Here is a 20,170-nt window from a genome sequence, read left to right as displayed (position 1 = left end):
CACTTCGGAACCTGTTTGATGAGCTGTGCTGAGAAATTGTTATGTTCCTGGGCCCTCTTGAGTCGCAATTTATGGTGCGGAAAGTTACATGCTTCCCTCGCCCGGTGGCAGCGGCAGATATGGATGCCCACTTGAATGGCCGGCGTATTTCTGACAGTGTCGGCGCCTCGCAGTTAGCGCTAACAACGACAACTTCAGGAGCGATCGACGCGGAACGGCATCGACGACCAGAACAGAAAGGCAAGGCATGGCACAGGATCAGAAGGAACCGGTTCACTCGGAGCGACGGTCGCTGAGCCGGAGAACCGTGCTGACCACCATGGGGGCCGTGCCGGTCCTCACGGTCGCGGCGTCGGTGTTGCGGGCGACGGAGGCCGCGGCGGCAACGGCGAACATCAATCCGTCCTCGCCGCGGCAGACGATCCGGGGCTTCGGCGGCATGGCGCACGCGGCATGGATCGGCGACCTCACCGCGGCCCAGCGGACCACGGCGTTCGGTGGCGGCGACGGCCAGCTGGGGTTTTCCGTGCTGCGGATCCCCGTCGGGGAGAACCAGGCGGACTGGAGCCGCGACCTGGCGACGGCGAAACGCGCCGTCGAGCTCGGCGCGACCGTCATCGCCTCGCCCTGGAACCCGCCCGCGAGCATGATCGAAACCTTCACCCGCGGCAGCCAGACCAACGCGAAGCGCCTGCGGTACAGCTCCTACGGCGCCTACGCCCAGCACCTGAATGACTTCACCACCTACATGCGCAACAACGGAGTCAACCTGTACGGCATCTCGGTGCAGAACGAGCCTGATTACGCGACCGACTGGACGTGGTGGACCTCCGCCGAAATCGTCCGGTTCCTGCGGGAGAACGCCGGCTCGATCGGCACCCGGGTCATCGCCCCCGAGTCGTTCCAGTACGTGAAGTCGATGTCGGACCCGATCCTCAACGACGCCACGGCGCTGGCCAATGTGGACATCATCGGGGCCCACCTCTACGGCACGTCGTATGCGAACTTCCCGTACCCGCTGTTCAAGCAGAAGGGCGCGGGCAAGGAACTGTGGATGACCGAGGTCTACTACCCGAACAGCTCCGATTCGGGTGACCTCTGGCCGCAGGCCCTCGATGTGGGGGAGCACATCCACCACGCCATGGTCGACGCCGAGTTCCAGGCGTACATCTGGTGGACGATCCGCCGCAGTTACGGGCCGATGCGGGAGGACGGCCAGATCAGCAAGCGCGGCGCGATGATGGCGCAGTTCGCCAGGTTCGTGCGTCCGGGCTATGTGCGGATCGACGCGACGGCGAACCCGGCGACGAACGTGTACGTCTCGGCGTACCGGGGCGGCGACACCGTGGTGATCGTCGCGGTCAACAAGAACACCTCGTCGGTGAGCCAGCAGTTCACCCTGGCGGGCACCACCGCGTCCGGCAGCGTCGCCAGCTGGCTGACCGACGCGAGCCGCAATGTCGCGCCGCAGAGCGCGCAGACGATGGCGAACGGCTCGGTCACCGTCACGCTTCCCGCCCGCAGCGTGACGACGTTCGTGACCAGCGTGAGCGGTACCCCGCCGACCAGCCCGTCGCCGAGCATCACGCTCTCTCCCACGCCCAGCCAGTCTCCCACCGGTGGCTCGGGTCCCCGGGTCGCGTACACGATGAACACCTGGAGCTCCGGGTTCACGGCCAGCATCAGCATCACCAACACCGGCTCCGCGACGATCAACGGCTGGACGCTCCGCTTCACCCTGCCTTCAGGGCAGGCCATCACCTCAGGCTGGAACGCCACCTTCGCACCGTCCAGCGGCCAGGTGAGCGCCACCAACGTCAGCTACAACGGGACCCTCGCGCCCGGGGCCACCGTCGACATCGGCTTCCAAGCCACCCACACCGGGAACACTGCCGAACCGGCCGCCTTCACCCTCAACGGCATCCCCTGCATCGTGGTCTGACCGGTAGACGAAGCACCGCACGGAAGCCCGGCGGTGTGCGTGCCGCGGCGGCCAGGATCAGCGACAGGCGAGGGGGAGGCATCCCGGACGACGCACCGCGTCGATACGTCGCCGGGATGCCCCGAAGCACCCGTCAGTGGTTGGCGGTGGAGCCGAGCAGGCCGCGGATCCGGGTGGCGAGCCGGTCGAAGCGCGGGTCGGACATGACGGCGGCGTACTCGCGCTCCGCCGGCAGGTCCACCTCGAACTCCTCCTCGATGCGCCCCGGCCGGGGGCTCATCACCACGACCCGGGTACCGAGGAACACCGCCTCAGCGATCGAGTGCGTCACCAGCAGCACGGTCGTCGACGTCTCCCGCCAGATGCGGTTGACCTCGGCGTTGAGCTGCTCGCGGGTGAGCGCGTCGAGGGCGCCGAACGGCTCGTCCATGAGCAGTACCGGCGGCCGGTGCAGCAGCGCCCGACACAGCGCGACGCGTTGCTGCATGCCGCCGGACAGCTCGTGCGGCAGCGCGTGCTCGAAGCCCTGCAGGCCGGTGAGCCGGATCAGCTCGTCGGCGCGGCGAGCGGCCTCGGCGCGGGGCATGCCGCGCATCTCCGCCTGCAGCAGGATGTTCTTGCGCGCGCCGCGCCACTCCAGCAGCGCCGCGCGCTGGAACGCGAAGCCGATGTCGCGCTGCGGCCCGGTGACCGGCCGGCCCTGCAGCGAGACCGTGCCGGTGGTCGGGCGGACGAGGCCGGCGACCAGCTTGAGCAGTGTCGACTTGCCGCACCCGGACGGGCCGACGATGGTGACGAACTCGCCGGGGCGGACCCGCAGCGAGACGTCCTCCAGCGCGGTCGTGCGGGCCTGCTTCGTGGTGAAGCGGACGGTGACGCCGTCGAGCTCGGTGGCGGTGGCAAGCGTCGCGGTCATGCCGCCACCTCCGCTGCGCTCCGGCGTCGGCCTGACCCAAACCTGCCACATGATGACCGGCCCGAGCCGCTTCGCTGGCCGGTCATGCCGCCGCCGTGAACGACTTGTCCCAGTACTTCGCCGGTGTACCGGGATCCTTGAGGTCGGCGTTCTTCGACATGATGTCCAGGGTCTCGGTCCACTTGCTTTCGGCGTTGACACCGGGCTGGCCGCCGCCGGCCTCGATCAGGGTCAGGCCGAGGTTGAGCTGCTTGGTGAGCACCTCCTTGGCGGGCTCGTTGTCGGCGAGCTCCGCCATCGCGTCCACCGCGCCGGGGACGTCCTTGGCCGCCTCCGCCCACGACTTCTGGGTGGCCCGCACAAACCGCTTGATCAGGTCGGCCTTGCTCTTGAGCGTGTCGTCGTGCACGACGATGCCGGTGCCGATCAGGTTCATGCCGAAGTCCGCGAACAGCAGCCGGTCCATCTTCTTGCCGGTCTTGGCCTCGATGGTGGGGGACTGGTCGTGGAAGAAGCCCTGGATCGCGTCGACCTTGCCCTCGGCCAGCGCCGCGATCTTGCCCGCGGCGTCGACGTTGACGACCTTGACGTCCTTGGGGTCGACGCCGTTGGCCTTGAGCCAGGCGGGGAAGGTCGCGTAGATCGCGTCGCCGGGGGTACCGCCGACGGTCTTGCCCTTCAGGTCCGCGGGCGACTTGATGTTCTTGTCGGCGAGGAACTGGATCGACGTGGGGCCCTTCTGCAGGAACACCCCGACGCTCTTGACCTTCATCCCGCTGGCGACGCTGCGGATGAGCACCGGCGTGTCGGCCCAGCCGATGTCGGTCTGCTTCTGGTCGACCGCCTTGATCACGTTGCCGGAGCCGTTGCCGGGCTTGATCTGCAGGTCGATGCCCTCGGCCTTGTAGTAGCCCTGCTTCAGGCCGTAGTAGAACGGCGCGTGCTCGCCGTACGGGACCCAGTTGAGGGTCAGCGTGAGCTTCTCGGCGGCGCCGGGTTTGGCGGGTTCGGCGGCCTTGTCGGTACCGCAGGCGGCCACTCCGAGGAGGAGGACGGCGGCGGCGGTACGGGCGATGAATGACCTCATGGAAGTGTTCCTCTTCGGCGAGGGGATCAGGAGGTGGTGAGGGAGACCGGCCGGCGCCGGCTGGCGTGCCACGGGATGAGCAGCGCCTCGGCGATCTCGACGACGACGAACAGCACGATGCCGATCGCGGACATCAGCAGCAGGTCGGCGAAGAGCATGGCCGCGTTGAGGTTGCCGTTGGCGACCTGCAGCACGTAGCCGAGGCCCTCGCTGGCGCCGACGAACTCGCCGACGACCGCGCCGGTGACGGCGAGCGTCACGGCGACCTTGAGCCCGGACATCAGGTGCGGCAGCGCGTTCGGGAACCGGATCTTCCGGAACGTCTTCCACGGGCCGGCGCCCATCGTCGAGGACAGGTCCAGCAGCTCCGGGTCGGTGGAGCGCAGGCCGGCCACGCCGGAGATGACCACCGGGAAGAACGCGATGAGCACCGCCAGGACGATCTTCGGGGTGAGCCCGAACCCGAACCAGACGATGAGCAGCGGCGCGACCGCGATCTTCGGGATGACCTGGGCGAACAGCACCAGCGGGTAGACGGCCTTATCCAGCGTCCGGGAGTAGACGATGAGCACGGCGGTGACCAGCCCGAGCGCGGCGGCCAGGACGAAGCCCAGCACCGTCTCGTAGAACGTCACCCAGGTCTGGCGCATGAGGAAGCCGAACTCGTCGCGGAAGATCGTCCAGACCTCCGACGGTGGCGGGATCAGGTACCGGGCGACCAGCTCCCGCCAGGTGATGAACCACCAGGCGGCGAACAGGCCGGCCAGGACCAGGGCCGGGCGCCACAGCGACCCCGTGAACCGCCGCAGGCGCACGCCGATGCGCCGCTCGGTCCGGGTGCTGGTCTTCGCCGGTGTCGCGTCCCGGTCCACCGTGGCGGGGATCCGGGCCGAACTGGACACACTCACATCAGCACTCCATCCGTCGGGGTGATTGTCCGTCGACCTCCAAGCCGCGCCGCCCCGCCGCGGGCAAGCGCTTTCCTGCACTGTAGGGGGCGGCACCCCGTCCCGGCAAGGAGAGATCGGAGTCGATCGAAACATCTATTGACGGTGTCGAATGGCGGTCCTACGCTACGGGCAGTCGGCGGCCCAGGAAAGCGCGTTCCTCTGTGTTCGTGCTGCTCATGACAGGAGTGCCCATGCGTCGACAGCTCCGCCGCGCGTGCCTCGCCACGCTCGCGGCGGTCTCCCTCATCCTGCCCGTCACCGCGACACCCGCCCACGCGGCGGCGCGGTTCCGGGTGCTGGTCTTCTCGAAGACGACGAACTTCTACCACGACTCGATCCCGGCCGGGATCACCGCGATCCAGCAGCTGGGCGCGGCCGACAACTTCGAGGTCGAGGCGACCACGGACGCCGCCGCGTTCACCGACGCCAACCTCGCCCGCTTCGACGCGCTCGTGTTCAACAACACCAACTCCACGCCCGCGGCCGGCGACCTGCTCAACGCCGCCCAGCGCACCGCGCTGCAGAACTTCGTGCGCGCCGGCAAGGGCTGGGTCGGCCTGCACGCCGCCACCGCCAGCGAGCGCGACTGGACCTGGTACGAGGGCCTCGTCGGCACCATCTTCGAGAACCACCCGGACTTCAGCGCCACCGGCGGCGTGTACCCGGGCCGGATCAAGGTGCTCGACCACGCGCACCCGTCCACGAAGAACCTGCCGGAGCTGTGGGAGCGCAGCGAGGAGTGGTACAACTGGATCACCAACCCGACCGGGAAGGTGCACACCCTCGCCCAGATCAAGGTCCGCGACGGCATCGCCGGGCTCAACGAGGGCGTCGACCACCCGTATTCGTGGTGCCAGAACTACGACGGCGGCCGGTCCTGGTACACCGCGGGCGGGCACAGCAGCTCCTCGTTCAGCGAGCCGGCGTTCCTCGACCACCTGCGCGGCGGCATCGAGTGGGCGGCCGGCGCCGTCCCCGGTGACTGCAGCGCGACGAAGACCGGCAACTTCCAGCGCGTCCCGCTGGTCGACCAGAACCTCTCGGACCCGTTCGAGCTGGCCGTCCTGCCCGACCGCCGGGTGCTGTACATCCAGCGCACCGGCCAGCTCAAGGTGATCAACCAGGACACCCTCGCGGTGACCACCCTGCTGGACTTCGGCTACACCCCGGACCTGCTCACCCAGTCCGACGGCCTGCTCGGGCTCACCGTCGACCCCGGCTTCGCCACCAACCGGTGGGTTTATCTGCTGTACACCGACAAGGTCTCCAAGCAGATCAACATCGCCCGCTACACGATCGGTACCACAGCCACCGACCCGAAGGTGCTGCTGACCATCCCGACCTGGCGCGGCGAGGGCCGGGCCAACTCGCACATGGGCGGCGGCCTCGCCATGGGCAAGGACGGCCTGCTGTACGCGGCGATCGGGGACAACACCGACCCGTTCGAGTCCAGCGGCTACACCCCGATCGACGAACGCTCCGGCCGCCGCGCCTGGGACGCGCAGGGCACCGCCGGCAACACCAACGACCTGCGGGGCAAGATCCTTCGGATCCGGCCGAACGCGGACGGCACCTACAGCAACCCGACCGGGAACCTGTTCGCGCCGGGTACCGCCAAGACCCGGCCGGAGATCTACGCGATGGGCTTCCGCAACCCGTTCCGGATCACCGTCGACCCGTTGACCAACGCCGTGCTGGTCGCCGACTACGGCCCGGACGCCCGCGCCGCCGACGCCAACCGCGGCCCCGAGGGCACCGTCGAGTTCGACCGGGTCACCTCGGCCGGCAACTACGGCTGGCCCTACTGCATCGGCAACAACACCCCGTTCAACGACTACAACTTCGCCACCAGCACGGCCGGGGCGAAGTTCAACTGCGCGGCGCCGGTGAACAACTCGCCGAACAACACCGGCCTGACGAACCTGCCGGCCGCCCGCGGCGCGCTGGTCTGGTACGCCTACTCCGCCTCGACGCAGTTCCCCGAGGTCGGTACCGGCGGCGGCGGCCCGATGTCCGGCCCGGTCTACGACTACGACCCGGCCAACCCGCGGGTGACGAAGTTCCCCGAGTACTACGAGGGCAAGTGGCTCGTGTACGAGCTGACCCGCAAGTGGTTCAAGACGCTGTCGATCCACAAGACGGCGCAGACGTTCACCGACGCCAGGTTCGGCCCGACGAAGGTCGGCGACCTGCAGTCCATCAACCCGGTCCTCCCCGACTTCAGCTGGGTCCAGCCGTTCGATGCGGAGTTCGGTCCCGACGGGTCGCTCTACGTCATCGACTTCGGCGCCGGGACGGGCTCCGGCCGCGGCGGCACGAACGACGGCGCCGGCATCTACCGCATCGACTACGCGGCTAACGGCAGCGCGCCGGTCGCGAAGATCGCCGCGGACAAGGACTCCGGCCCGACACCCCTCGCGGTCAACTTCTCCAGCGCCGGCTCCACCGCCGGGGTGACCTACGCCTGGGACTTCGACGGCAACGGCACGACCGACTCCACCGCGGCCAACCCGTCCTTCACCTACACCACGAAGGGCCAGTTCAACGCGCGGCTGACGGTCCGCAACCCGGCCAACGGCCTGACCGCCGTGGCCACCACCCAGATCACCGCCGGCAACACCCGGCCCACCGTGACGATCAACGTGCCCGCCGGCGGGTTCGCCGACTTCGGCGACCGCATCCCGTACACGGTGACGGTCACCGACCCCGAGGACGCCTCCATCGTCTGCGCGCGGGTCGTCACCCAGAGCCTGCTCGGCCACGACAGCCACGCGCACCCGCTGGACAACTACACCGGCTGCTCGGGGTTGATCGTCACGGACGCCGGCGCCGGCGACGGGCACGGTCCCGGCCAGAACCTGTACACCGTGCTGACCGCGCAGTACACGGACGGCGGCGCGACCGGCGGGGTGCCCGCGCTGACCGGCTCGACCCAGGTGCGGCTGCGCGCCAAGAGCACCGAGGCCGAGCACCTCACCAGCAGCTCCGGCGTGACCGTCTTCGACCGTGCCTCGGCCCGTGCCGGCAAGCGCGTCGGCGACATCGACAACAACGACTGGATCCAGTACGGCACGGTCAACCTCAAGGGCATCGGCTCGGTCACCGCCGGCGTCAGCAGCGTCTACGGCGGCACGATCGAGTTCCGCGACGGGTCGCCGACCGGCACCGTGCTCGGCACGATGACCGTGCCCAACTCAGGCAGCTACGACAACCTCGTCTCCCCGACGGTGAACCTCACCAACCCCGGCACCACGTTCAACCTGTACCTGGTGTTCAAGAACCCGGCGACACCACCGCCGGCGGGCACCTACCTGATGTCGATCGACTGGCTGCGGTTCAACGGCGCGGGCGTCAAGCAGGAGACCGGGGCCAGCGTCACCGGCACCGCGACCCCGGCCACCGGCGGCCCGCGGACCGTGTCCTTCAGCGCGGTCGCCACCCCACCGGCGGGCCGCACCATCGCGAAGTACGAGTGGGACTTCGGCGACAACGCGGCGGTGTTCACCAGTACCACCACCGCGACGACGACCCACGCCTACAACCGGGTCGGCACGTTCACTGCCCGGCTGACCATCACGGACAGCGCGGGCGCCCCGCACGCGACCATGGTGACGGTCACCGTCACGTAGCACGGTTTCCACCCTCCGTCGGCGGCTCAGCCAGGGCCGCCGACGGAGTCCGTGCGCAGCTGGACGAGCAGTTCACAACGACCGCTGACCAGGGTTTTGTAAACCTTTTTGGAGATATTGACTCGGTATCGGGGCGCTGCGACGGTACTCGGCATGATGACCCGCCGCACCCTGTTCGCCGCGTTCGCCGCCGCCGGTGGTGCCCTCGCCCTGCCACGGCCGTCGGCTGCCGCGGTCACGGACCCGGTCGCCGACGAGTACCACCGGCTGCTGCTCGTGCACACCCGCTGGGTGCAGCAGCAGTGGGACCCGGCGACCGGCGCCTACCGGGCCGCCGACTTCCGGTTCGCCGCTGTCCTCGGCAACGCCGTCCTGCTGACCAGCGACGGCTACGACGCCGACCTTGCCGGCGTCGACGCGGCCACCCTGCGCACCCGGACCCTCGCCACGATCACCCGGTTCGCCGCGACGAACAAGCTCGCCGGCGGCGCCGACTGGGGGCAGCGGCTGTTCTGGGACTCGACGTTCGAGCTGTACTTCGTGCTCGCCGCGCGGCTGCTGTGGGCGGACCTGGACGCGACCACCCGCGCGAACGTGGACAAGATCGCGCGTGGGCAGGCCGCGTACGCGTACGGGCTGGGCACCGGCAACGACCCGCTCAGCGGCTCCTGGACGCCGAACGGCAGCACCGGCGGGTACGTCGGCGACACCAAGCTCGAGGAGATGGGCGTCTACGCCCAGGCGATCGCGCCCGGCCTGGCGTGGGCGCCCACCGGCGACGCCGACGCGGCCCGCTGGCAGGAGCGGTTCGTGTTCTGGGCGGCCAACTCCAGCGGCCTGCCCGCGGCCGACCGGGCCAACCCGGCCGTGGTCGACGGCCGCGCGGTCAGCGCCTGGAACGTCGCCCGCAACCTGCACGACACGTTCATCGTGGAGAACCACAACTCGGCGAACCCGCACTACCAGGCCGAGCTGTGGCGGACCGCGGGGCGGGCGGCCGCGCACTTCCTCGCCGCCGGCCGGCCGCTGCCGCAGGTGCTGACCCGCCAGCCCAACGGCCGCGAGCTGTGGGCGACGCTGCGCCTGCTGGCCAGCGACGCGGGCGAGCCGGTGATGCCGATGGTCGCCGACCGGTACCACCTGTACGGCCGCGACGTGCTGCCCCTCGCGTTCCTCGCGCAGGTCCAGGGCGACCCGCACGCCGCCCGCGCCGAGGCCGACCTCGCCGCGCGGCTGATGCCGTACCTGCAGTACGCGCCGCAGTACCGGCTCACGAAATTCAGCGGCGAGGAGAAGTACGAGCCGGAGGCCCGGGCCGAGCTCGCCATCGCCTACCTGTTCCACCGCTGGCGCAGCACCCCGGTGCAGCCGGTGACGTCCGCGGAGTTCTTCGCCGCGGCCGCCGGTACCCGCGACTTCGGCCCAGCGGTCGGGCTGACCGCGCACCAGAGCGCCACGGGCTTCGCCGCCGCGGTCACCAAGCCGGGCCAGGTCAAGTTCCTGTGGCAGCCGGGCCACGACAACTGGCTGATCGACACCCGGGCGCCCGCGTTCCTGCCCGCCCAGACGGCGGCGCCGCTGCGGCAGTCGACCGTCGCGTACACCACCGCCCGCGACGGCGTCGACTCCACCGCCACCGTGCTGCAGACCGCCGCCGGCTGGGCCGGCTACGCCACGCTGCCGACCGGCACCGTCGTCTACACCGGACCGGGCACCGCGACGCTGACCCTGTTCAACCTGTCGATGCCCGGGGTGCCCGGCCTCGACGGCAGCCGCACGTTCACCGGCCCGTCCGGCAGCGTGACCCCGCAGACCGGCGTCGGAGACGGCGGCACCGACCGGCTGACGTTCGCCGCCCGCACCGCCCGGCACGTGCGGTTCCTCGGCCGGGCCGCCGCCACCCAGTACGGCTACTCGCTGTTCGCGTTCGAGGCGTTCGGCACGGCCGGCACCGACCTGGCCCGCGGCCGCACCGTCACCGTGTCCTCGGCCGACCCGGCCTACCCCGCCGCGAACGCCGTCGACGGCAACGCCGGCACCCGCTGGGCCGTCGCCCGCGAGGAGCGCGGCCGCGCCGACAGCTGGCTCGCCGTCGACCTCGGCAGCAACGTCCAGCTCACCGGCGTGACGCTGACGTGGGAGGCCGCGTACGCCACGTCGTACCTCGTGCAGACCTCCACCGACGGCGTCACGTGGAGCACCGCCGTCACCGCACCCGACGCCACACTCGGCGCGTGGGCCGGGATCGACGGCCGGGCCGGGGTCGTCGCGCACGGCGCCGCCGGCCCGATCACCGCCTCCCCGACCCTGGTCAGCATCCCGGCCGCGACCCTCGTCGAGGGCTACACCGGCACGGGCACCGACCTGGCCGCGGCCGCCGCCCGGCGACTGCCGACCGGCGGGCCGTCGACGCTGCGGCTCAGCGACGCCGACGGGTACCTCACCCTGCTCAACCTGTCCACGACCGCGGTCGACAACGCGGTGCTGACCCTGACCCGCGCCGACCGGCTGTACCGGGGGCTGTCCGTGGTCCGCGCCGACGGCCGGCTGGACCTGACCGCGTCCGTGCCGGCCGCCGGCGGCGCCGTGCGACCCACCCGGTTCACGGTGACCGGCACCGCGCCGGCCGGCACCCGGTTCAACGTCGCCGACTCGCACCACCTCACCGTCACCGCCCCGGCCGGCGCGGCCGTCGACGTCCGGCTCGCCGCCGGCGGATGGTCCACGCAGGCTCAGGTACCGGCCGGCGCGACCCGCAGCTACACCGCCACGTTCGGCGGGCCGGTCACCCCGGCGACCGACCTGGCCCGCGGCCGCACCACGTTCCCGACCTCGCCGCTGCCGGCCGGCATGGGTGAACCGTCCCGGGCCGTCGACGGCGACCCGGCCACGTCCTGGCGGCCCGGCCCCAACGGGCGGATGGTCGTCGACCTCGGCACCGCCCGGACCGTGACCGCCGTGTCGCTGGCGTGGACGACCGGCACCGCACCCGCCGCCCGCATCGAAACGTCCACGGACGGGGTGACCTACGCGACGCTCGGCGGGTCGGTGTCCGCCCGGTACGTCGCCGTCGCGGTGCCGGCGTGGCGCACCGGCGACCCCGATCTGGTGCACCTGTCGGTGACGTGATTTCACCGTAGCCCGCATAAGGCGACCTGAAGCGAATCGTAAGCGGCCCTCGGCAGAGTGTTCCCTGTCAGCAGCGATCACCACGACCCAGCCGGGAGAGCCTTCGATGCGCAAGCTCATCAACTCCACCTACCTCACCCTCGACGGCGTCATCGAGAACCCGATGTGGACGTCGCCCTACTTCGCCGAGGAAGCGGTCGAGGTGGCCTCCGGGATCACCAACGGCGCGGACGCGCTGCTCATGGGCCGCGCCACCTACGACGGCTTCTCGCAGGCCTGGCCGGCGATGGACGAGAACGATCCCGCCACCGGCGCCGCGTTCTTCAACAACGTCAAGAAGTACGTGGCGTCGACCACGCTGAAGGACCCCTCCTGGAGGAACACCGAGGTGCTGGAAGGGGACCTGGTCGAGGCGGTCGCGAAGCTCAAGGAGCAGGACGGCGGGAACATCGTGCAGTACGGCTACGGCACGGTCACCGCGCAGCTGGTCACGGCCGGCCTGGTCGACGAGGTGAAGTTCTGGATCCACCCGGTCATCGTGGGCGCCGGCAACTTCTCCAGCGTGCTGAGCGATGTCAAGGCCACGTTCGAACTCATCGACACCCGGGTCTTCACCAACGGTGTCATCGTCGCGACCTACCGGCCGAAGGCCACCGCCTGAGCGAGGCTGAGTTTGGCGCCCTCGGCCACCAGCTCGTCGAAGCGTTCCTGGCCGAGCGCGGCAACCGCCCGTCGCGCCGCCCGGTCGAGCTCGTCCTGCTCGGCCGGGGCGGCCGGGGCGAAGTTCTGCTCGCGGGCGGTGGCCGCGGCACCCAGCAGCCGGGCCGCCACGGCCGGCTCGGCCACCGTGGCCATGCCCTCGACAGCGCCGATGCCGTCGCGAGTGGAGCCGATGGCGCTCTCGTACGCCTCCATGTGCAGTGCCCGGGCGGCCGCCGGGTCGCCCTGCAACTCCCGCGCGTAGGCCAGCTCGACCAGGATCATCGGCAGGTACGGCGGCGGATTCGGCTCGACCCGGCCCTGGTCGGCGATGCGGGTCAGGTGGGTGACGGCCTGGTCGAGGCGGCCCGAGCGGCGGGCCGCGATGCCGAGGCTCATCTCGGCGAACACCACCGCGGTGGGCGCGCCCTGCTCCACGGCCAGCCGGTAGGCGCGTTCGGCCAGCTCCCGCGCCGTCTCGTGGTCCAGGCGCTGTACCGCCAGCCAGGCCAGCCACGACAGCTTCGCGCCGACCTGCGGCGACAGCGAGAGCTCGGTCGCCCAGCGCAGCCCTTCCCGGTGCAGGTCGGCGGCCCGTTCGGGCTGGCCGCGGAACTCCGCCAGCCCGCCGAGCCAGTCGCTGGCCCGCAGCCGCCCCCACCGGTCGCCGAGCTCGGCGAACAGCGCGTCGCTGCGTGTCGCGGTCGCCTCCAGTGCGGACAGGTCACCGGCGGCGTGCGCGAGCATCGCCCGCGACGCCAGCACCGCTGCCTCGGTCCACGCGTCGTCGTACTGCTCCGGCAGCAGCTCCGCGGCGAGCGCCAGGTCACCGCGGTCCATCACGGCGTCCGCCACGAACCAGGCCGACCGTCCGGCCGGGTCCAGGGCGAGCACGTCCCGTACGTTCTCGGGTACCCGCTCGCCCTGCAGCAGCGCCAGCCCGAGCCGCCAGGGCGCGGCGAGGCGCTCCTCGTCGGCCGTGCCGGTCAGCGCCAGGGCGGCGCGGGCCTCGCTGAGCCGTCCCCGCAGCACCCAGTACCAGGTGAGCGCCAGCGCCATCCGCAAGCCGCCGCCGTGCGTGAGCGCGGCCTGCAGGTTGGCCCGCTCGGCATCCAGGATCGCGAGCCACCGCTGCTGCTCGGGGCCGCGCAACAGCGGGTCGGCGTGCTCGGCGAGGGAGCGGAAGTAGCCGGTGTGCCGGCTGCGGACCGCGGCGGCGTCGGTGAGCTGCGCGGTGCCGAACTCCGCGATCGACTCCAGCAGCCGGTACCGTGGCCCCGGCTCGGCCACCACCAGTGACCGTTCCACGAGCCGGTCCACGGCGTCCAGGCCGGCGTCGCACACCTGCTCGGCGGCCTCGGGCGTACAGCCGTCGCGGAAGACCGACAGCCGGGCCAGCACCGCACGGTCCTGCGGGTCCAGCAGGTCCCAGCTCCACGCGATCACCGCGGTGAGGGTCCGCTGCCGTTCCGGCACGTCCCGCTGCCGGGTGGTGAGCAGCTCGAAGCGGTCGTCCAGGCGGTCCACGACGCCCTGAACGCCGAGCGCGCGCACCCGGGTCGCGGCCAGTTCGAGGGCCAGGGGCAGGCCGTCCAGCCGGCGGCACAACTGCGCCACCGCGGGTGCGGTCTGCTCGTCGAGCCGGAACCCGCGGTGCTGCGCTGCCGCGCGCGCCGAGAACAGCCGGGCCGCGGCCGATCGCCGCACCGCGTCGACGTCGGCCGGGTCGCCCGGCAGCGCAAGCGGGCCCACCTCCCAGACCTGTTCGCCGGTCAGCAGCAGCGGCTCCCGGCTGGTGGCCAGCACGCGTACCCCGGGCGCGTCGCGCAGCAGCCGCCCGACCAGCGCGGCGGCCGCCGCGATCACGTGCTCGCAGTTGTCCAGCACCAGCAGCATCTCGCGGTGCCGCAGCGCCGTCACCAGCCGGTCGGTGGCGGACCCGGTGGTGCCGGGTGCCTCGTGCAGGCCGAGCACCCCGAGGACCTGCTCCGCCACCCGCGGGTCCGCCGGCGGCAGCGGCGCCAGCTCCACCAGGTGCACGCCGTCCGGGTGGACCTGTTCGGCGGCGGCCGCCGCGGCGAGCCGGGTCTTGCCCACCCCGCCCGGCCCGACCAGGGTGAGCAGCCGGACGGCCGGGATCAGGGCGCGCAGCTCCGTGAGGGCCTCGGCCCGGCCGATCAACTCGTCCAGCTGGGCGGGCAGGCTGTTGCGGACGATCGCGGACTTCGGCGGTGCGGTGAGGGCCGGATCCTGCTCGAGGATCTGCCGGTGCAAGGCGGCCAGTTCCGGTCCCGGGTCCAGGCCCAGCTCGTCGGCGAGCCGTTCCCGCAGACCGGCGTAGCTGTCGAGGGCGTCGGCCTGCCGTCCCGCGGCGTACAGGGCACGCATGTGCAGGACGCGCAGCCCTTCCCGCAGCGGGTGGAGCTCGACGAGCTCGGCCAGCTCCGCGGCGACCAGGTCGTGCTCGCCGCGGGCCAGCCGCGCCGCGGCGAGCCGCTCGTGCACGAGGAGGCGCTGCTCGGTGAGCCGGGTCGCCTCGGCGCGCGCGAACTCCTGGTCGGCCACGTCGGCGTATGCCTGGCCGCGCCACAGCGCGAGCGCCGCGCCGAGCCGGTCGACGTCGGTGGCGTCGGCGAGCGCGGCGAACCGGTCGGCGTCGACGTCGTCGGCCCGCAGCCGGTAGCCCGGCGGCCGCGACTCGATCAGGTCACGCGCGCCCGGTTCGGCGTCGTTGAGCGCCTTTCGCAACTGTGACACCCGTACCTGCAGCGCGCCGGCGGGGTTCGCGGGTGCGTCGTCGCCCCACAGGTCCTCGATGAGCCGGTCGGCGGAGACCACCGTGTTGCGGTGCGCCAGCAGATCGGCCAGCAGCATGCGCACCTTGGCGCCGGGCACGACCACCGGCTCGCCGTCGGCGGTGGTGACGGCGAGCGGACCGAGGATCCCGAAGCGCACGACGGATCATCCCACGGCGGTAAGCCGACCGTAAGCGCGGGCCCGCACACTGCGCCGTATGGAGATGTACTTGGAGGAGCACGGTGACGGCCCGGGACGGCCGCTGATCCTCGTGCCGGCCGCGCTGTCGGGCATCCATACGTCGTTCGGCACGCTGCTGCCGTTGCTGGCCCGCACCCGGCGCGTCGTCGCCGTCGAGCTGCCGGGGCATGGGCGCAGCCCCGACTGCGATGGGCCGTACACCGTCGGGGGCTTTGCGGCGCAGGTGGTGCAGCTGCTGGACCGTCTCGGCCTGGCGCGAGCGGACCTGCTGGGCTGGGGGCTGGGCGCCGCGGTCGCCCTGCGGATCGGCACCCACCACCCGGCGCGGGCCGGCCGGCTCGTGCTCGCCTCGCCGGCCTTCGACCGCGGTGGCCTGCATCCCGGGCTGCTCGACGGCGCCGCGCACCTGCGGCCCGAGCACCTGCACGGCTCCGAGCTGCACGAGGAGTACCTGCGTACCGCGCCCGACCCGGCGGGCTGGGATCGCCTCGTCACGAAGATGGCGGTCCTGGACGCGCATCCGCCACGGTGGACGGCGGCGCAGATCCGCGCCCTGCGGGTGCCCGCACTGGTCGTGGTCGGCGACGCGGACATCGTCCGGCCGGAACATGCCGTGCGGATGTTCCGCCTGCTCGGCGGCGGTGTCCCCGGCGACGTCTGCGCGATGCCGCGCTGCCGCCTCGCGATCCTTCCCGGCACCACCCACACCTCCCTGCCGCACCGGGCCGGGCTGCTGGTCCCGCTGGTTGAGGAGTTCCTCGACGAGGACCTCGCAGACGTACGCACGGTGCCTCCATCGTCGGATTCGCCTTCGCTCGCGTGCTCGGCTTCAACCTGCTACCCAAGCTAAGAACGTCGGCGCGGCTGTACCGAACGGCGGCCGGGGAGGACGAGACGGAGGGGCGGGCGTCGGCTCGTTCATGCTGCCGGCTTGAGCACTGCGGTGACCACGTGGCCCGTGCGGGGCCCAGAGGGTATGACGTCTGGGCCCCGCGCGGGACGGGAGTGTCAGCGCTTCATGAGGGCGAAAACTCCCCAGCTGAGATACTCACGCCCGTAGCGCGCGTAGCGGGCGGGCTCGGTGGTGAGTTCTTCCCGTACTTCGTGGGCGAGTTCGTCGTCCGGGTTCTGGTCGAGCCAGCGGCGCAGGTTGAGCCACTGGGCCGCGGCGTAGCGGTCCCAGCTGTCCTGGTCGGCCAGCATCATTTCAACGACGTCGTACCCGAGTTCCTGGAACTGCTCGATCAGCTCCGGGAGGAGCAGGAAGTCGGCGATGGAGGTGGCGTGGCATGCCTTGGCGGTCTTTTCGTCCGTTGGGGTCTGCCGCCAGTACGGCTCGCCGATCAGCATCAGTCCGCCGGGGCGCAGGCTGCGGTCGAGCAGCTCGGTCGTTCCGGCGACGCCGTTGCCGATCCACGTGGCGCCGATGCAGGCGGCCAGGTCGACCGGCTGGTCCGCGACATGGCCGGCGGCGTCACCGTGGATGAACTCGACTCGGTCGGCGACGCCGAGTTCGGCGGCGCGGGCCTGGGCCTGCTCGGTGAAGACCGTGCTGATGTCGACCCCGGTGCCGGTGATCCCGTGGTCACGCGCCCACGTGCACAGCATTTCGCCCGAGCCGCTGGCCAGGTCGAGGGCTCGTGTCCCGGGGGCGAGGTGGAGCGATGCGCCCAGGGCGGCCAACTTGTCCGCGGTCAGCGGGTTGTGGATCCGGTGGCTGCTCTCACGGATGGTGAAGATGCGGGGAAGGTCCATGACCAGATTCCTTTCCGTCATGCCTTGAAGTGCGGAGATTGCTTGAGGGCGCGTCGAAGCCGCGCGCCGTGCTTCATCGGCCGCTGTAGCCGGTGGTAGCTGTCGAAGCGCCGCTGGGTGAGGTAGCCGTCCTCGACGGCGGCCAGCAAGGCGCAGCCCGGCTCGCCGATCTGGGCGCTATCCGCGAAGCGGCAGTCCCGCGCCGGGTCGGTGATCTCTGCGAAGGTCTGGTCCAGGCCTTCGTCGTCGTGCAGGCCCACGCCGCGCAGGAGGAGAGAGATCAGATGGGTATGACGTGGGTCGATGAACCACGGTGGAGACCTTTGAACGGGGGCCCCGCCGGACGACAGCGTGCCGAGAACACTCCTACGAGGGAGGAAGGCAGGCGAAGGTCAGGACGAGGCCCGGGAGGTGAGGATGATCCTGGCACCGCACACAGCGGGCGTCTCCACGCCAGTCATCAACACACCTCCTTAGATCGCCGTCAGCGAACTGGTCATCGCTCCGGCAAGTACGGTAACACCCTCCGTGGACGTCGGCGCCGCTTGGGATGGCACGTTGGTCCGTTCCTGGTCGTCACGGACGAACGCGGATGATCGTCTTCCCCTTGCGTCGCTCAGTCGGGTTGAGGGCGGCGACGGCATCGTCGAGGGCCGCAACGTTGCCGATGTTCGTCCGCAGCCGTAGGTCACGCACACGCTGGACGATCTCACCCAACTGGGCGCGATCGGACTCGACGACGAAGTCGATCGCCAGGCCATCGGCGGGCCGCGCCTCGGGCGGCCCCACGACGGTCACCAGTGTTCCTTCGGCCCGGATGAGGCCTGCGGACCGCCTCTGGATGCCTCCGCCGATGACGTCAAATACCAGGTCGACGCCGCCGACGTCCTCCAGGGCGTCGTTGTCGAGGTCGACGAAATCCTGCGCGCCGAAGTCGAGCGCCTTCTGACGGTCGGCAGCGCGCCCTGTACCGATGACATACGCGCCGGCCTCACGTGCGAGTTGCGTCACCATCGTCCCGACTGCGCCGGCCGCGCCGTGCACGAGGACGCTCTGCCCCGCCTGAAGACGGCCGTGTTGGAACAGCCCCTGCCACGCGGTCAGGCCCGAGATCGGCAGGCTTGCGCCCACCGTGAAGTCGACGTCGCCGGGCAGCGGCGCGAGGTTGCGTGCCTCGATGGCCACGTACTCCGCCAGGGTGCCGTCGCGGTGCCAGTCCGCGAGGCCGAACACCCGCTGTCCCACCGACAGCCCCGTCGTGCCATAGCCGAGAGCGGTGACCACTCCGGCCAGTTCGTGTCCAGGGATCGACGGTGTTCGGTCATGGTCGAGGCGATCGGTCCAGGTCGAGGGCCACGCCAACTCAGTCGGGACGAATCCCGACGCATGAACCTGAACAATGACGTCACCAATCGCCGGCTCCGGCTCGGGCCGCTCCACCAGCGTCATCCCGGCCGTTCCTGCGGCCTGATCGGTCACCACAATCGCCTTCATCCGGCACCTATCGCGTTGTTCGTGTCGGCTGGTACGGGCTCGTGGAACTGTCCGGACGCGTAGATCGTGTCGCCGTGCTGCACGGCCTGTGCCGACTGGCCATCGCGGACCAGTCCAATGACGTCGTCCGGTGCGAGTTGTCCGATGGCTCGGCAGTGCAGACGCTGACGAGCACGTACCCGGTCGGGTCGAGCACAAACCCGGTCGACTGCAGGTAGACCGGATCAGGGTTGACGAAGCGCCTCACCGGGATCGCGGGACGGCCGCGGCGGCTGTGGAGAGCGGGTGCACCGTTCCGGTCGAAGCGTCGCCGGCTGGGTAGAGATGGGGCCATGGACTTCGGAGTCGGATACTTCCCCACCCACGATGCCATGGCCCCGGGGGACCTGGCGCGGCTGGTCGAGGAGCGCGGCCAGTCCGCCGTGTTCTTCGCCGAGCACACCCACATCCCGGCCAGCCGGGACACGCCGTACCAGGATGGGCAGGAGCTGCCGCAGAAGTACTGGCACACCTACGACCTCTTCGTTGCGCTGACCGCGGCCGCGGCGGCCACCAGCCGGCTGCGCATCGGCAGCGGCATCTGCCTCGTCATCGAGCGTGACCCGATCATCACCGCCAAGGAGGTCGCCTCGCTCGACCAGCTCTCCGGCGGCCGCTTCGAGTTCGGCGTCGGCGCCGGGTGGAACCGCGAGGAGATGCGCAACCACGGCACCGACCCGCGGGTGCGCATGGCCGTGCTGCGCGAGCGGGTCGAGGCGATGAAGGTGATCTGGGCCGAGGAGGAGGCGTCGTACCACGGCAAGTACGTCGACTTCCAACGGATCTGGTCCTTCCCGAAGCCGGCCCAGCGCCCCCACCCGCCGATCCTCGTCGGTGGCATGGGCCCGGGCGTGCTGGACCGCGTGCTGGCGTTCGGCGACGCCTGGTTCCCCAACTACGGCGAGGGCGTCATCGAGCGCATCGGCGAGCTGCGGGCCCGGGCCGAGCGCCAGATCGACGTGCAGGTGCTCTCGGCGCCGGCCGATCCCGCGGTCCTGCAGCGCCTCCACGAGGCCGGCGTCCAGCGCGCCAGCCGGTGGATCCCCTCGGGCCCGCGCTCGATCGTCGAGCGCGGCCTCGAACAGTGGGAGCGGGCCATCGCCGACTTCGCCGGCGAAGGCGCGTGACGCCGGACGAGTGCCGGCAGCATTTCGGGGCGGCGCGCGTCGCCCGGCTGGCCACCGTCGCCCCGGACGGCTCGCCCCATGCCGTGCCCATCGTGTTCGCGCTGGAGGGCGACACCGTCTACCACGGCGTGGACGCCAAGCCGAAGCGGCACACCGCCCTGCAGCGGCTGGCCAACCTGGCCGCCGAGCCGCGCGCCGCCGTGCTCGCCGACCATTACGAGGAGGACTGGTCCGCACTGTGGTGGGTCCGCGCCGACGGCATCGCGCGCGAGGTCGACCCGGCGGGGGAGGAGGGCCGCCGGGCGCTCGGGCGGCTGGTGGCGCGCTACCCGCAGTACCGAATCCGGGGCCTGATGATCGCGATCGACGTCGCGCGGTGGACGGGCTGGTCGGCCTCGTAGAGTCG

General features: G+C 71.2%; 14 protein-coding genes. 7 read left to right on the top strand and 7 right to left on the bottom strand.

The features are described 5' to 3' along the window. The first annotated feature begins 319 nt into the window (after positions 1–319). Complete coding sequence (locus ABZ321_RS28660) at positions 320–1,942, top strand: cellulose binding domain-containing protein (protein ID WP_354897038.1); 1,623 nt, start codon at positions 320–322, stop codon at positions 1,940–1,942. A gap of 133 nt (positions 1,943–2,075) precedes the next feature. Here the strand turns inward: ABZ321_RS28660 and ABZ321_RS28655 are convergent, their stop codons facing one another. The 3 genes from ABZ321_RS28655 to ABZ321_RS28645 all read right to left on the bottom strand — a co-directional run bounded on the left by ABZ321_RS28655 (position 2,076) and on the right by ABZ321_RS28645 (position 4,853). After that, positions 2,076–2,858, bottom strand: coding sequence for an ABC transporter ATP-binding protein (locus ABZ321_RS28655; RefSeq protein ID WP_354896790.1), 783 nt, complete (start codon positions 2,856–2,858; stop codon positions 2,076–2,078). A gap of 82 nt (positions 2,859–2,940) precedes the next feature. Then, positions 2,941–3,945, bottom strand: coding sequence for an ABC transporter substrate-binding protein (locus tag ABZ321_RS28650; protein ID WP_354896787.1), 1,005 nt, complete (start codon positions 3,943–3,945; stop codon positions 2,941–2,943). A 26-nt stretch (positions 3,946–3,971) separates the two neighbouring features. After that, on the bottom strand, positions 3,972–4,853 hold the full coding sequence (locus ABZ321_RS28645) for an ABC transporter permease (protein ID WP_344515563.1): 882 nt from the start codon (positions 4,851–4,853) through the stop codon (positions 3,972–3,974). Between the two features lie 233 nt (positions 4,854–5,086). On the opposite strand from ABZ321_RS28645, the gene ABZ321_RS28640 reads away from it, so the two are divergent. The 3 genes from ABZ321_RS28640 to ABZ321_RS28630 all read left to right on the top strand — a co-directional run bounded on the left by ABZ321_RS28640 (position 5,087) and on the right by ABZ321_RS28630 (position 12,314). Further along, the gene (locus ABZ321_RS28640) at positions 5,087–8,524 is read left to right on the top strand and encodes a ThuA domain-containing protein (protein ID WP_354896783.1); all 3,438 of its coding nucleotides are present in this window, start codon (positions 5,087–5,089) and stop codon (positions 8,522–8,524) included. Positions 8,525–8,677: 153 nt separating this feature from the next. Continuing rightward, positions 8,678–11,653 (top strand): discoidin domain-containing protein, encoded by a 2,976-nt coding sequence (locus ABZ321_RS28635; RefSeq protein WP_354896780.1) that lies wholly within the window; start codon positions 8,678–8,680, stop codon positions 11,651–11,653. Positions 11,654–11,759: 106 nt separating this feature from the next. Beyond that, positions 11,760–12,314: a dihydrofolate reductase family protein gene (locus ABZ321_RS28630; RefSeq protein ID WP_354896777.1), complete on the top strand. Its 555-nt coding sequence runs from the start codon at positions 11,760–11,762 to the stop codon at positions 12,312–12,314. Here the strand turns inward: ABZ321_RS28630 and ABZ321_RS28625 are convergent. Then, positions 12,290–15,307 (bottom strand): BTAD domain-containing putative transcriptional regulator, encoded by a 3,018-nt coding sequence (locus ABZ321_RS28625; RefSeq protein WP_354896774.1) that lies wholly within the window; start codon positions 15,305–15,307, stop codon positions 12,290–12,292. The two genes, ABZ321_RS28630 and ABZ321_RS28625, sit on opposite strands and share 25 nt — an antisense overlap. A 58-nt stretch (positions 15,308–15,365) precedes the next feature. On the opposite strand from ABZ321_RS28625, the gene ABZ321_RS28620 reads away from it, so the two are divergent. Beyond that, a complete protein-coding gene (locus tag ABZ321_RS28620) occupies positions 15,366–16,199 on the top strand; it encodes an alpha/beta fold hydrolase (protein WP_354896771.1) in 834 nt (277 codons plus the stop codon). A gap of 158 nt (positions 16,200–16,357) precedes the next feature. Here the strand turns inward: ABZ321_RS28620 and ABZ321_RS28615 are convergent, their stop codons facing one another. From ABZ321_RS28615 to ABZ321_RS28605, 3 genes are all read right to left on the bottom strand, one after another. Then, positions 16,358–17,032 carry a class I SAM-dependent methyltransferase gene (locus ABZ321_RS28615; RefSeq protein WP_354896768.1) on the bottom strand — a complete coding sequence of 225 codons (675 nt, stop codon included), beginning with the start codon at positions 17,030–17,032 and terminating at the stop codon, positions 16,358–16,360. Positions 17,033–17,121: 89 nt separating this feature from the next. After that, positions 17,122–17,364 (bottom strand): hypothetical protein, encoded by a 243-nt coding sequence (locus ABZ321_RS28610; RefSeq protein WP_354896765.1) that lies wholly within the window; start codon positions 17,362–17,364, stop codon positions 17,122–17,124. 316 nt (positions 17,365–17,680) lie between these two features. Continuing rightward, positions 17,681–18,598: an NADP-dependent oxidoreductase gene (locus ABZ321_RS28605; RefSeq protein WP_344515579.1), complete on the bottom strand. Its 918-nt coding sequence runs from the start codon at positions 18,596–18,598 to the stop codon at positions 17,681–17,683. 332 nt (positions 18,599–18,930) lie between these two features. Here ABZ321_RS28605 and ABZ321_RS28600 point away from each other — a divergent pair, with 332 nt between their 5' ends. Beyond that, the gene (locus tag ABZ321_RS28600) at positions 18,931–19,764 is read left to right on the top strand and encodes an LLM class F420-dependent oxidoreductase (RefSeq protein WP_344515581.1); all 834 of its coding nucleotides are present in this window, start codon (positions 18,931–18,933) and stop codon (positions 19,762–19,764) included. Next, the gene (locus tag ABZ321_RS28595; RefSeq protein WP_344515583.1) at positions 19,761–20,165 is read left to right on the top strand and encodes a TIGR03668 family PPOX class F420-dependent oxidoreductase; all 405 of its coding nucleotides are present in this window, start codon (positions 19,761–19,763) and stop codon (positions 20,163–20,165) included. The genes ABZ321_RS28600 and ABZ321_RS28595 overlap by 4 nt, the downstream gene beginning before the upstream one ends. Positions 20,166–20,170: the final 5 nt, after the last annotated feature.

Origin of the sequence: Dactylosporangium sp. NPDC006015, assembly GCF_040614215.1 — a bacterium.
In the GTDB taxonomy this organism is placed as follows: Bacteria; Actinomycetota; Actinomycetes; order Mycobacteriales; family Micromonosporaceae; genus Dactylosporangium; species Dactylosporangium maewongense.
Note: the sequence above shows the minus strand (reverse complement) of the source record. Positions and strands in the feature narration are given on the sequence as shown.